Raw genomic sequence first — 15,059 nt, 5'->3', positions numbered from 1 at the left:
GTTGGCGCACAACGGTGTACGGGCTGATTTACCTGCTTGCAAGCGGCGCCAGCGGTACGGTGGCGGCGCAGCAAAGCACGCTGGACAAGCAAGAGCAGCTGCGTCGCGCGCAGCAACTCGAACAGAAGGAAACGGAGCGCCAGGAGTCGCCGTTCCAGACCACACCGCCGCCGACCCAGGTCGAGCGGCTGGACGCGCCGTTGCCGAAGGAAACGCCTTGTTTCCCGCTGCAGAGCCTGCGGCTGGAAGGCGAGCGGCTTGCCGACTTCCCGTGGGCGCAGCGCTACCTCGACCGTTTCGTCGGCCAGTGCGTCGGCCGTAACGGCCTGGAAGCCCTTCAACGTCGCCTTTCCAACCTGCTGATCGCACGTGGTTACGTGACGACACGCGTGGGCGTGCCTGCACAGGACATTTCCCAGGGTCACCTGCGCATGCTTCTGGTGCCTGGCACGCTGCGGCATGTGCGTTTCGCCGAAGGCTCCCCCGAGCTCGACTGGCGCACGGCGTTCCCGATTCACGAGGGCGACCTGCTCAACCTGCACGCTATCGAGCAGGGTCTCGAGCAGCTCAAGCGGGTGCCGTCGCAGGACGTGACCATGGACATTGCTCCGGGCGAACAGGTCGGCGAATCCGACGTTGTCCTCACGGTGCACACCACACGCCGCTGGCACGTCGTGGTCGACACAGGTGACGCCGGGCTCAAGGGCACAGGCCGCTATCAGGGCAACCTCAACTTCTCGCTCGACAACCCGCTCGGCTGGAACGACCTGTTCTCGATCGGCGCGGGCCATGCGCTGTTCACCCATCCGTATGGCGGCAGCACCTTCAGCGAGAACGCCACCTACAGCGTTCCGTTGGGTTGGTGGACGTTCAGCGGTTCGGTGTCGACGTATCGCTACCAGCAGTGGATCGAAGGCTTCGACAGCCGTTTCCGTTCGACCGGCAGTTCCACCTCCAGCGACATCACCGTGCAGCGTCTGCTCACGCGAGGCACCTCAAGCAAGACCTCGCTCGAAATGCATCTGGCCGCGCGCAGTGCACACAGCTATATCCAGGGTGTCGAAGTCGGCATTCAGAGACAGCGCGTGGCTAGCGCCGAACTCGCGCTAGTGCACCGCCATTACATCGGCCAGGCGCAGATCGATGCGCGCCTCGGCTATCAGCGCGGAACCCCGTGGTTCGGCAGCCAGTGGATCGGTTACGACCCTCAGGTGGGTTATCCGAGCAATCGCTATGGCCTGACCACGCTCGACCTGTCGCTGAGTAAGCCGCTGACCCTGGGCGGACGGCAGGCGATCTGGGACAGCAGCCTGCGCATGCAGCGGTCCACCGACCATCTTCCCGCGGCGGAGCTCCTCACTATCGGGGGGCGCTATTCCGTGCGCGGTTTCGATGGCGAACAGACGCTGGCCGGTGAACGTGGCGCCTATCTGCGCAACACGCTCACCTTGCCGCTCGGCATGGTCGCGCCCTACGTGGGCGCGGACATCGGCCGTGTCGCTGGCCCTTCGACGCAGGCAGGTCACCGCCAGCTCGCTGGCGCGGTCCTCGGACTGCGCGGCAGCTATGGCGGCCTGAGCTGGGATCTCTTCGCGGGCAGACGCATTCATGCGCCCCGCGGCTTCGACAGCGCGCAACCGACGACGGGCTTCCAGCTCATCTACCAGTACTGAAACACGGGCAGGGGCGCCCAGGCGGGCGTCCGATACGAGGATAGTCATGACGACGATCAAGGAAACGATGCTGCGCCCCCGGGGCGCGCTGACGATGGTGGCATTGCGCAGCCTGGTGCTCGCGATCGCCCTGGCCACGGTCGGCATTCCGGTGGTGTCTTGGGCGCAACAAGTGCCCGATGCCGCGGCTGGCTTGCACCGACCGAAGATGGATTCGGCGGCGAACGGCGTGCCGGTGGTGGATATCGTCGCGCCCAACGCGCAAGGCGTGTCGCACAACAAGTATCAACGCTTCGATGTCGACCAGCGGGGCGTCATCCTCAACAACAGTGCCGGTATCGTCCGCACGCAGCTCGGTGGCTACATCGCCGGCAACGACAACCTCAAGGGCGGCCCAGCTTCGCTGATCCTCAACGAGGTGACGTCGGCGCTTCCCAGCAGCCTTCGTGGCTACATCGAAGTGGGCGGCCAGGCCGCACCGGTAGTGATCGCCAACCCGTACGGCATCACCTGCGACGGCTGCGGCGTGATCAACAGCCAGCGCTTCACGCTCACCACTGGCACGCCCGTTTTCGGTGGCAGCGGCAGCCTCGACGCGTTCCATGTCACCGGCGGCAGCATCACCATCGGCAGTGGTGGCCTCGACGGCTCCGTCGTCGATCGCACCGACCTCATCGCTCGTGCGGTGCAAGTGAATGGCGAGCTCTGGGCGAAGGATCTCAACGTCGTCACCGGTAGCAATGACGCCAACTATGCCGATGCCGGCGTGCGCGCGAATGCGGCCGATGCATCCCGCCCGGCCGTGGCGATCGACGTGGCGGCACTCGGCGGCATGTATGCGGAGAAGATCCGCCTTGTCGGTACGGAAGCGGGTGTGGGCGTGGTCAGCAGTGGCGCCATCGCTGCGCAGGCCGGCGACCTGGAGCTGACCAGTGCGGGTGAAGTGCGCCTTGGTGGCACCACGGTCGCTTCGAACAACGTTTCCATCTCCACGCCGGGCGCGTTGAGCAATACCGGCCAGTTGTATGCCGGCCAGTCGTTCGATCTGCGTACGGGAACATTGCGTAACGAGGGGACGATCTATGGTCTCGGCGGAAGCGGCAACGTCTCGACGCAGGGCCTGCTGGAAACGACGGCGGCAAGCACGCTGCATGCGGGTAACGGCCTGACGCTCAATGCGGCGACGGTGAACAGCAGCGGCGTCGTTGATGCCGGTGGCGCGCTGGGCATCTCCAGCCTGGGCGACCTGAACCTAGCGGGCGCCGTGCAGGGCGGGGGTGATGTCGCCGTGCGCGCGGCCAATCAGTTGAGCAATGCAGCGACCATGCTCTCGGGCGGCCGTCTCGATATCCAGGCAGCGCGACTTGCCAATCAGGCGGGCGCTGTTGCATTCGCCGGTAGCGACCTTGCGGTGTCTACCACCGGAGATGTCGTGAACGATGGCAGCCTGGTCGCCAATCGCAACCTGACGGTCAATGCATCGGGCATGGTCAGTCATGGCGAGCTGGGCACCCAGCAGGGTGATGCTACGGTTGCCAGCACGGCCGACATGGTGCTTGCCGGAAACACCGTGGTGGCGGGTACGCTGAACCTGCGCGCGCAAGGCGCGTTGCGGCAGCAAGGTCAACTGACCGTCAATGGCCTGAATGCCGATACGCAATCGCTCGACAACAGCGGCGAGCTCTACGCGCGCGGCGACGCACAGCTGCATACCCGCGGCGACCTATCCAACACGGGCTCGCTGCATAGTGACGGCGGGCTCGCGCTGAGCGCTGATGGCACTCTCGTCAATAGCGGCAGCATTCATGCTGAAAGGGCCCTCGCGCTCAACGCTTCAGGCATCAACCAGGCAGCAAGCGGTCAGATCAACGCCTCCGGGACGCTCGGGCTCACAAGCGCTGGCCTGCTGGATAACCAGGGCAGCGTTGTCGGTAGTCAGGGTCTCGACGTGCGTGCCGGCAGCTTGCGCAGCAGCGGCCAGCTAGGCACCACGGCGGGCGATGTCTCTCTCGTCACGACGGCGGGCGATCTCGCCCTCGACGGAACCACCGTATCGGCCGGTCGTCTGGATGCTTATTCCGCTGGTGTGCTCGCGCAATCCGGCTCGATGAACGCCGCCGCGGCGAAGCTTACTTCCGCGGGCGATCTTTCCCTCACCGGTGATACCTCGGTCGCAGGCGCTCTGGCGCTCGATGCGGGCCATGACCTGCACAACACCGGCAGCTTGCGCGCCGGGAGCACCCTCGACCTCCATACGACGGGAGATCTGGACAACCGCGGCAGTATTGCCACGGAGGAGGGTGGCGACGTCCGTGTGGACGGCGCGCTGGTCCAGACCGGCGACGGCAAGCTACAGAGCAACGGCGACCTCTCGGTCACGGCCGGCCGGATCGACAGCGCAGGCACGCTCGCCAGCACGACGAACCTCGCGCTCAAGGCGCAGGGCGACCTGGCGCTCTCCGGCGCGACGCAGGCCGGCGGCGCGCTGACGATCGACACATCGGGTGACGTTCGCAACTCGGGCTCGCTCCTGGCCTCGTCGGCCCTGTCGATCACGGCCAACCGCATCGGCAACACCGGCGCGATCGCCACCGACGGTGCGTTCGACCTGCACGCACGCACCACCCTGGACAACCAGGGCAGCCTCTACACCGGACAGGCATTCAATATCGCCGCCGATACCTTCACGCTGGGGGCGGCGGCATCCCTCTCCAGTGCGAACGACATCACGATCGACGTGACCGGGGCGCTGGACAACGCAGGCAAGATAGTCGCCCGAAGCGTCGATCTTCGCGGCGGCAGCGTCTCTTCGACCGGTACGCTCGGCACACAACAAGGCGACCTTCATCTCGAAGCCCGGCAGGGCGACCTTACGCTCGGCGGCATCGTCTCGTCGGCCGCGGCTGTCGATGCGACGGCATCCGGTGCGATTCGCCAGAGCGGCCAGTTGGCGGGAACGCATCTCGATCTCAACGCCGTGGGTGACATCTCTACGCAAGGCGATATCACCGCCCAGACGGCGACGCTGACCAGTGGCGCGACGCTCAACCAGGCCGGCACGTTGGCGGCCGACACGATTGCGCTGAACGGCAGCGCGGTGAAGAACGACGGTCGCACGTTGTCGTCGGGTGACCTGACCGTGCATGGCGGTACCGTCGATGTCGCCGGCGTCCTGGCGGCTGGCGTCAAGGCGGACGGAACGCTGGACACCACAGGCGATCTGCACGTGCTCGCCGATAACGCGCTCACCGCGCACGGCAGCCTTCTCGCCGGACGCACGCTCGACGCGCAGGCAAACGCGCTCGATCTTTCCGCGGGCACGCAGCGTGCCGGCGGCGACGCTACCCTGATCGCATGGGCCGGCAACATCGACCACACCGCAGGCGATCTCGCTGCAGGTGGCACGTTGACTGCGCAGGTTAGCGGTGCCTTGATCAACCGTGGCACGGATGGTCACGACGCGCGCATGCAGGCCAATGCCTTGCTGCTCCAGGCAGGGTCGATCGATAACGGTCGCGGCAAGCTGTTGCAGACGGGCACCTCCGCGCTGACGGTCCGCACGGCGGGCACGCTCGACAACAGTGGCGGCACCCTCGCCACGAACGGCAACGATCTGACCCTGTATGGCGGTCGTGTGATCAACACGTCCGGCACGGTGCAGCTGGCTGGCACGGGTCAGCTCGACGTCAGCGCCGATCAGGACATCGACAACCGTCAGGGCACTCTCGCCGGTAACGGTGCTACCCGCGTCACGGCGGGAACGGCGCTCGTCAACGATGGCGGCCTGATCAATGCCCATGGCGCCACGGTCGTTGCGGCCACGTCGCTGAGCAACCTGTCGAACGGCGCGATCTCGGGCAGCACACTCGGTGTCGTGGTGACAGGTGGCGTCAACAACACTGGCGGCCTGATGCAGGCCACGGGTGGCGATCTGTCACTGACGGCAGGCAGCCTCTCCAACAGCGGGGGCACGATTCAGTCGGCACCGGGCGCGGTCACGCTCGGCATCGGCGGCACGCTGGACAACGGCACCGGCACCATCGCAGCAGGTGGGCTCGCCAAGCTCACTACGGTACGACTGATCAATGCCGGCAACATCTCTGCCGGCCAGCTCAACGTGCAGGCTACCGACACGCTTGCGAACACCGGCGGCCTCCTGCAAAGCCGAGGCGCCATCGACCTGCGCGCCACCAATGGTTTCAACAACAATGCGGGCTCCATCGAGGCCAACGGTGCCACTACGCTGAACTCGGCGTCGATCTCGAACGTTGGTGGGCGCATAGCTAACGCGAGTGCCGCGCTAACCCAGGTCACCTCGACCGGTGGCATCGACAATCGTGGTGGCACGCTGGGTGGGCAGGGTGACGTCAGTCTGTCCGGCACATCCATCTCCAACGCGCAGGGCGGCACGCTCGTAGCGGCCGGCAATATGACACTCGGCGCGGGTCAGCTCGACAACACCAGCGGCAACGTCTACGCCGGGAATACCTTCAGCTTCGTCAACGCCGGTGCTTCGGCGTTCAACGCCAACGGCAAGATCACCGCCGGCCGCCAGCTCAACTTCACGCTGGCAAGCCTCGACAACAGCGGCGGCACGGTGCAGGCGGGTATCGATGGCGTGGGTGGCGTCGGCAACGTGATGCTCGACATCCGCAGCCTCGTCGGTCAGGGCAGCATCGTCGCCAACAACACGCTGGGCATGCACCTGGCGGGCGATTACCTCCAGACCGCCGGCTCGAGCATCAAGGCCAACGGCGGATTCAACCTCGCCGTGGACGGCCAGTTCGTCAACAACGGCAGCATCCAGGCGGTCAACGGGCTGACCATCAGCGCTGCCAATATCACCAATAATGCCGGCGCGCTGCTCGACTCGGCCAATACGCAGCTCAACACCGGCGGCACGATCACCAACGCGGGCAGTATCCAGGGCAATACCGTCGGCCTGCATGCGGGCGTGGTGAACAACACCGGCAGCATCATGGGCGGCGATGTGACGATCCAGGCCGGTACCGTGATCAACGGCGCCGATCTCGGTCGTGCCACGGATAACGCGACGTACCAGAGCGGCACGATCGCCGCGACCAACAGCATCGATATCTACACGAACTACCTGCTCAACCGCGACGCGCAGATCTTCAGCCTCGGCAACATCAATGTGGCGGGAGCGGCGCGTAACGGTCAGGGTCTGTTCGACACGCGCGCGGGCCAGATCGACAACCTTTCCGGCTCGATCCAGGCGCAGGGCAGCATCCTGCTGGCGGCGAACCAGATCAACAACGTGCGACGCGTGCTGGACTCCACCAGCCACACGTTGACGCAGGCAGAGTACGACGCTTCCCAGCCGTTGCCGCGGTCGGACTATAAGTACGCGATCAACAAGGTGCAGGAGTACGAGACCTACACCGAGTACCACACTATCGACGAGACCGTGGTCTCCGCGGCGAGCGCGCAGTCGCAGATCGTCGCGGGTGGAAATATCTCGCTGTACGGATCGGTCAACAACACGACTTCGACCATTGCCGCCGGTGGCTTCCTCGCCGTGAACCAGTCAGGTGCCGGTGGCGGCACGGGCATGGTCTTCGGCAACGAGACCGTGGCGAACAACTCGCTTGCCGCGGGACGCACGATCCAGAAGGTAGCGGTGACGCATCACATCGGCTGCGGCACGGACCAGAGCCTGTGCAATAACAATCCTGAGAACGACAAGGAATCCTATACCCGCACGCCGGATACCAATCCAGCGGACTACATCCACGACAACTACACGGCGCTTGGTGCCGTGATGTCCGGCGCGCAAGGTGTTTCGATCGGTGGCGTCAACGTGTCGAACGGCGGCGTCACGCCCGACGGTCGTCAGGTGGGTAATACGCGCCTGGATCCGAATGCACAGGCGATCGGCCTGTCTTCGTTGAACAAGGGTAATGCGCAGGGTGCGACGGGTGTGCCGATCGGTGCACAAGTCGATCCGGCCACGGGGCATGCGCCCCAGGTGCTTGGTGGCGCCGGCGAGCCGCTGGCGGGTGTGACCTTGCCGACGGGCGGCATCTACTCCGTACGCGGCGAAACGGCCAATGTCGATGCCAGCGCGCTGTCGACCGTGGCGGGCGCGCGTGCCGTCGGGCTTCGCGGCAACGCGTACCTCGCCGCCTTGCTTGGCCACGCGCCGAGCGGCAACTACCTGATCGAGACCAACTCTCGCTTCGTCGACTACAGCCAGTTCATCAGCAGCGAGTACTTGCTCGACCAGTTGGGACTGGATCCGGCGCGGACGATGATGCGCCTGGGCGACGGCTTCTACGAGCAGCAGCTGGTGGTCAATCAGGTGACCCAGCTCACCGGTCGCGCCTACCTGTCCGACTACAGCAGCGGCCTGCAGGAATACCAGTCGCTGATGAACAATGCTACGCACGTGGCTCAGGCGATGAACCTGAGTATCGGCGTCGCACTTACCGCGGATCAGGTCAGCGCGCTGACGCAGGACATGGTCTGGATGGTGCAGCAGAACGTGGATGGCCACGAGGTGCTGGTGCCAGTGGTTTACCTCGCGAACGGAAACCTCGGCCTCACGGCTCAGGGCTCGGTCATCGCGGGCAAGGATGTGAGCATCGATGCGTCGGGCTCGTTGTCCAATGGTGGGCTCATCCAAGGTCAGAGCAGCACGTTGCTTACTGCGCAGGATCTGCTCAATAGCGGTCGTATTTCCAGCGATGGTCTGACCGCAATCAGTGCTACGAACAACATCACCAACGTCAACGGCCGTATCGACGGCGCGGGCGTGAGCCTGATCGCGGGCGGTGATATTCGTTCGGAAAACGTGGGTGGCCTTGTCGGTCGCGGTATGGATGCGTCCAGCATCACGGCGACGCAGGGGATGCAGATCAGCGCGGGTAATAACCTGTCGCTCGATCACACGACGGTCAAGGCGGGTGGCGATGCGCTGCTTTCGGCTGGCCAGGATCTGACGTTGGCCGGGCAGGGTGTCACGGCGGGCGGGAGTTTGGCGCTGGCAGCGGGTAACAACCTGTCGGTGGAGTCCAGCCTTACGACGACGCATCCGTATCAGTGGAGCAGCTCGATCACGGGGACGCAGGCTGAGGGCCTCACGCTCAGCGCGGGCAAGGATCTTTCGCTGGTTGCAGGCAATAACCTGAATCTTTCTGCGACCACCCTGAAGGCGGGTGGCAACGCTGCCCTGCAGGCCGGTAACGACCTGACGCTGGGCGCCGTGCAGAGCGGTACCCACTGGAGCACGCAGACGCAAGGCAGCAGCGTCGATGCCGGCGGCTCGCTGATGCTCCAGGCGGGCCACGATCTCGGCGTGCAGGCGGGTTCGCTCAGTGCGGGCGGCGACATGGCCCTGCTGGCCGGTCACGACGTGTCGCTAACGGCGACGACGAACGGCACGTCCACCAAGACCACGCACGACGTCACGAGCCTCGACGCCGGCGGCAACCTAGCGGTGGCAGCGGGTCACGACGCCACGCTTGAAGGGACCCAGCTCAAGGCAGGCGGCACCGCAGCACTGCAGGCCGGCAACGACCTGACCATGACGGCGGTCACGGACAGCCAGACGACCACGGCGAGCTGGAAGGAAGGGAAGAAGCACATCACCCAGACGACTACCGATGAAACGGTGCGTGGGGTGACGGTGGATGCCGGGACGGGCGTGCAGATCGCTGCCGGTCATGACGCTACGCTGGATGCAGCGACGATTGGTACGAAGACTGGCGATCTGACTTTGGCGGCGGGGCATGACCTGACGCTTACTGCCGAGGACGAGGCGCACACGGTCGTTACTGATACCAAGAAAAAGAAGAGCGGCCTGCTCGGTAGCAAGACCACCACGACGCACGACACCAGCGAGCAGACGCTCGCGTACGGCACCTCGCTTAGTGCCGACAACATCCATATGGTGGCAGGGAACGACCTGACCGCCGAGGGTGCGTCCGTCAAGGCTACGGGTGATATCGCTCTGGCCGCAGGCCACGACGTGAACCTGTTGGCCACGACGGACACGTATAACGCGACTCACGACGAGACTGTAAAGAAGTCCGGTTTCGTGATGAACCGTGGTGGCGGTCTCGTCCAGCAAGGCAAAAAGACCGTCACTAGCGACGACTCGGCACAGCACGTCGCTAACGGCACGCTACTCAGTGGCGACTCTATCTCTGTCGCCGCTGGGCACGATGTGCTCGGTGAAGGAGCGAAGATCGCCGGTACTCACGATGTGATCGTCGCGGCGGGTAAGGACCTGCACCTGACCACAGCTGTAGATACTTACGACGATAGCCACAGCAAGAGCGTCACCACGACTGGCTATTCCCGGAGCGGAATGAACGAGCTCTACGGACAGGCTAAGGACAGTCGTAGTGATAGTTCCCAGCAGGTGACCCATACAGGCAGCGTTGTCGGTTCGACCGATGGCAGCGTGACGCTCACCGCTGGCGGCGACCTACACCTGACCGGTACGGACGTTATCAGTAAGACCGGCACGACCATCGTCGGTAAAAACGTCACCATTGATGCTGATCTTGACTCGCTGGATACGCAGCAGTCGCAGAAGCACAGCGAGGGCGGCGTCACCGGTGGTCTCGGCGGCGGTCTGTATGACCTGGCGATGAGCGCGCGAAGCGACACCATGCACGCCAGTAACACGGACGACGACCGGCTGAAGGCGCTCTACGCAGCCAAGGCGGCGTATGAAGTCAAGGATGGCATTCAGGCGGTTCAGGGTATCAGCGGCATCTCTGATGCCGGCAGTGCTGCAGCGGCGACCGGCATCAACGTCCAGGTCGGCATCGGTGGGAGCAGTGTCAGCAGCAAGACCAGCACGCACGATGGGACTTCGTACGGCGGCCACGTTACCAGCGGAGGAAATATCACGATCGCTGCGACGGGAGGTGACCTGACGCTGATCGGCGCGGAGGTGTCCGGTAAGAATGTGGCGTTGGCAGCTACCAACGACATCAATCTCCTGAGCCAGTCGGAGGATCACAGTCTCAAGAACGATTCGAAGAACTCGTCGGGCGGCGTCGGCGTGAGTTTTGGCTCGGACGGGTTCGGCATTTACGCTTCGGCCAGCGTAGGGTCCGGCAAGGCGCACGGTAATGGGACGACGCACGCAGAAACCACGATCGACGCCGACGACAAGCTCACCATCGTCAGTGGCCACGATACGACGATCGAAGGCGCTCAGCTGAAGGGCAACCAGGTTGTCGCTGACATCGGCAACAACCTGGCCATTCGCAGCGAGCAGGATACGGACGACTACGCCAGCAAGACTATGCAGGCTGGCGGCAAGATCATGGTGGGAATCACCCAGAGTGGCTTCGTCAGTGGTAGTGCCTATTACGCCGCCAGCAAAGTCGACAGTCAGTACACGGGCGTCAATGAGGTTAGCGGCATTAAGGCCGGTGATGGTGGGTTCCAGATCGATGTCGGCGGAACGACACACCTCGTGGGCGGGCAGATCGCGAGCGCAGCGGATTCTTCCAAGAATGTGCTTAGTACCGGGGATCTGATCTGGGAGGACTTGCATAATGAATCGAAGTACAACGTCAGTCAGGTGAGCCTGAGTGGAGGTAGTACGTTAGCGAGCAACATCGCCGGCGCGGTAGGGGCTGCCGTTTCGGCTGCGAATTCGCCTCACGGCAACAGCAGCAGCGATACGAAGTCAGGTATTGCGGAAGGCACTATCATCGTTCGTGACGATCCGGGCAAGGATCTGAGCAGCCTTGATCGGAACCCGACGCTCGACGACCAGGCGTTGAAGAACAGCTATGACGCCAAGAAGGTCGCGGATCAGCAAGAGCTAGCGCGGCTGGCAGGAGAGGTGGGCTTTAGATCTGCTGGCACGGTCGCCGACAAGCTCGGCTGGCCAGAGGGAAGTGACGAGCGAACGTTGTTACATGGCGCGGTCGGCGCGGCTGCATCGGCTCTTGGCGGAGGGAGCGCGATAGACGGCTTCGTGGGGGCGGCCTCTTCACAGGCGGCGAGCGCGGCCGTTCAATATTACCTGGTCTCCCATGGTGTGGATCCAGAAAATCCTGAGTTCAATGCGCTGATGGAGGCCGCAAGCGCAGCAATAGGCATGGCGGGGGGTGGCGCTTCCGGCGCGAGCGCGGCATTGAATGGAGATAAATTCAACCGACAGCTTCATGTCCCGGTTATCAAGGCAATCAGCGACGACCTAGCGGTGCGGTATGCCGGGGCTACCGGAATTTCTGTGGAGGACGCAAAAGGTCTCTTGTTGCGCGCAGCCATGACCGACAGCGACGGCTTCGCGGCCCGATATGTCAGCGGGATGGATGCACCTGAGGACCGCGCATCCGCAGTTCAGTTTCTTGCGCAGAACAATGCGGTTACGCCATCCGGTCCGAAGCTTGACCTTGGGGCTTCCCCTTCTCAATATCTAAACAGCGGCCTCGGTGCTGCTGACTTGGTAAACGACCCAGGAGCGTATGCGGACGTGCTTCAGGCTATGAATCCGGGAGGCGATCCTGCGCAGGACAAAGCGCTGCGAGACTATTTTCAGGCAGCGAGTTTTGACGAGGAGTTCCATGGATGGGCTAATGATGATGCGGCGTCTTTTCTCGCCTTTAACGGAAAGCTTGCCCTTGCTGGCGGTGCGGGGGCTGGCTTGGCAGCGACCGGCGAGTTGGGTGCTATAGCGGCTCAGGGTGCGGCAAGGTCGGCAGCTACCTACACAGGTTCATCTGCTGCAATGGCATTGAAGGACATGTACTTGAGTGATGGTTCCCTAACATTTGGCTCCGCGCTTTCCACTCACTTCAGTGAGAAAGGTCTCATAGGCTCCGCAGTGGTGGGTGGCACCGGGAGCGCTTACTTGGGCCAAATGTTTCGATGGGCGGGTCTTCCAGCATCGGGAGCGGGATGGCTCACGCCTGCCGGGGCAGTGCTACGAGTCAATAGTATGGTTACCGGCAATGTCGCTGGCAAAGCCACACAGGCTTACTTGGGCTCCACCAAAGATTGAGCGAGGGCAGTATGTTCGACTTTTTGACAACAGTATTCGGAGCCCTCGGGCTAGCGGGCGGTGCAAGGCATCCGACTCCGCTTGCTTATATTCTCAGCTTCGTTCTAGGAGCCGTAACGGCAGATCTGATCGTGTTCTTCATGATCGGTTCGTCGGTGGGATTCGGTAAGGCACTCTCGCTCATGGTTGTGAAGTTCGTCTCACCGATGGGGCTAGGAGTGCCGCTCTTGGGAGGAGTGATGGGAACTTCGATCTTTTGGTTTCCCGGAAACAGGTACTAGCGAGAGATGCTCGGGTTCAACGGCTTATCTTTCAATCTAGAATCCAGTGGTCATTGGTGTTGAACCGCCCCGGCTTTGTCGGAGGCTCCCACTCTTGAGAGGATGGAGCCATGGCAAAGACGAAATATTCCCCGGAAGTGAGAGAGCGAGCGGTCAGGGTGGTGCGAGCACCTGACGTGCTTGCTGAGAGAACAGTATGACGACCCGGTCTATGGTTCGATAAGCTTGGACGAGTTCATTTCGGCGTGGGCGGACGATGAGCTAGGAGCGCCCCTTCCGAAGTTCGTCCTTTCGTCGCCCCAGGAATACCTTAGTCAAGCTGGCTACGTTCGCCGATTGGGGCAGCTACGTGAGTGGTCGCTCGTGGAGGCGGAACAGCTGGCGGCCGTGGTCAAGGCCGCTTCCTTGTCTCCGATGGTTTAAGAACGGTCTTCTTCCTCATGAACGTGCGATACAAAAATCCTGCTGAGATGTACTCCGTCGAGACAGGCGACGACGGCGAGCTGTACTTACATGTGTTAACCGGTGGGATGGCGATGTGGGTGCGCAAAATTAAGATGGACGCAGATATGGTCGCCCAGTTCGCAGCCGATCCCGTAGGGCTTATGCCTTGGGTAAGAGCTGTGCGCCGATGAGCCCCGAAGAGTCCCTCGAGCATTTGCTCCAATCGCTGGGAGCCGCGAGCACTCGCTTTCGTCCTAAGAGCTCGAAACTGATCGACACCGGTCTTCGCCTAGTGGAGCTCTACCTTGGAGCGCCTGAGTACGATCGTCGAGCTATTTCTGGCGAAACATCATCAAAGATTGGAAAGAAGTTGCTCGCTCACTTGGCTCGTTCATGGCCGAAGAGGCGATGAACACGAACGATCCTAAATGGATACGGGCTTCGGTCTTGCTTCACCTCATTGAGGATTTTAGCGATGACTACCGCGAGAATTTTCGTCACTTAATCCTTGTCAGCTATGCGGCTGCGAAGATTGGCGCAAACATGCGGGACGTCATCGACGGCGTCATGCCTTATTCGTCGGAGCGAACCGCCAAATTTATGAAGGTTTTTCGCGATAGAGACGGCAGTCTCAATGGGCTTGCATCTTTTGGCGTAAGAGAGGATTTCAGCGATGGACGGTTCAAATTTGTACCGGCGTAGTTCGATTTCAAGGTTTCTTGCGAGCGAACATTTCGCGTGGAGCTCGACCTTGGTGGCTGGGCCTGTCTCACCATGAATCTCTCTCTCGGAGTCTGACATTGTCTAGAGTGCGGGCTCGATACCGCGCTCCCGCTTCTTCATCCGTGGGGCACTTGTCAGTAAAACCTATCTGACGCCTGATTTGTCGAGAGGCTATCCTGCTGGCTCGACCCTCTTTTATGGGTGCGGAGTGTGTGGAGACACGCTCTCCTCCATGCCGAAGCATGCAATCGCATGTGGCTGCCGAAACATCGTCGTAGACGCGGAGGTCGGCAGAGTTTCTCTATGAGGCTTCAACATCTTTAGGGTGTACGTCGAATCGTCGTAGTTTGTGCGCGCAGTGCCGTTGTTCGTTGTGCGGCTCGCGATGCGACTGTCGAGATTAGCGAGGGGGCATAAGCCCGTCACCGGAACGTCGACAGAATTGGTCACCCATGTCCGCTCTTAAATTTGCCGAAAGCTTGATTGGGATCCGTTTCACCAGCTCATGCGCGCGACGATGCGCGAGGACTGATATATGAGCGGTTATAATCAGTACGAAGAGGTCAGGTGGATTGCTGAACGCCTCGATCCTGGAGTAAGGCCTGCTGATGCATGGATTCCAGAAAGCGTGCGGCGGTGCCGTGGTAAAGCACGGCCGGCGGTGCTGCCTCGATGTGCGTCAGAGCTACCGTAGCGGTCGAGTGGTCTTGGACGGCCCGGATGCGTGTTCTGTCTTCGGACAGCGAGAAGCGCTTATTATCGCTCTCGCGGACCACTTCCCCAATAGGACCGAGGTCAAGATTCCGTCCTATGGCTGCAGCGCCGTCGATCAAAGCCTGGAGGCTGAGCCAGCCCTCACAGTCGAATTTGACGCCGATTGCTCCGGGCTCGTGGCGGGGGAGATAGCTGAGAAACTTGCTTGTATCAGTGAGTTGTCGTTAG

The 15,059-nt window shown here is 62.5% G+C and carries 3 protein-coding genes and 1 pseudogene; 3 read left to right on the top strand and 1 reads right to left on the bottom strand.

Going from position 1 to position 15,059, the window contains the following annotated elements; genetic code table 11:
• The first annotated feature begins 14 nt into the window (after window positions 1-14).
• From C8J98_RS11785 to C8J98_RS11765, 3 genes are all read left to right on the top strand, one after another.
• The gene (locus tag C8J98_RS11785; protein WP_233260203.1) at window positions 15-1,673 is read left to right on the top strand and encodes a ShlB/FhaC/HecB family hemolysin secretion/activation protein; all 1,659 of its coding nucleotides are present in this window, start codon (window positions 15-17) and stop codon (window positions 1,671-1,673) included.
• A gap of 46 nt (window positions 1,674-1,719) precedes the next feature.
• Complete coding sequence (locus tag C8J98_RS11780) at window positions 1,720-12,669, top strand: hemagglutinin repeat-containing protein (RefSeq protein WP_158272686.1); 10,950 nt, start codon at window positions 1,720-1,722, stop codon at window positions 12,667-12,669.
• A gap of 1,133 nt (window positions 12,670-13,802) precedes the next feature.
• Window positions 13,803-14,096, top strand: coding sequence for a hypothetical protein (locus tag C8J98_RS11765; RefSeq protein ID WP_146171633.1), 294 nt, complete (start codon window positions 13,803-13,805; stop codon window positions 14,094-14,096).
• A gap of 584 nt (window positions 14,097-14,680) precedes the next feature.
• Here C8J98_RS11765 and C8J98_RS11760 read toward each other — a convergent pair.
• Window positions 14,681-15,034, bottom strand: a pseudogene (locus C8J98_RS11760) (RNA 2'-phosphotransferase); the annotation flags it as partial.
• Window positions 15,035-15,059: the final 25 nt, after the last annotated feature.

This window comes from Luteibacter sp. OK325 (assembly GCF_003050935.1).
Classification (GTDB): domain Bacteria; phylum Pseudomonadota; class Gammaproteobacteria; order Xanthomonadales; family Rhodanobacteraceae; genus Luteibacter.
This window is presented reverse-complemented; position numbering and strand designations above follow the sequence as displayed.

What these genes read in the sequence shown, in the direction of transcription:
- C8J98_RS11780 (WP_158272686.1), top strand. Translation starts at nt 1,720, where the DNA reads ATGACGACGATCAAGGAAACGATGCTGCGCCCCCGGGGCGCGCTGACG.
- C8J98_RS11765 (WP_146171633.1), top strand. Translation starts at nt 13,803, where the DNA reads ATGAACACGAACGATCCTAAATGGATACGGGCTTCGGTCTTGCTTCAC.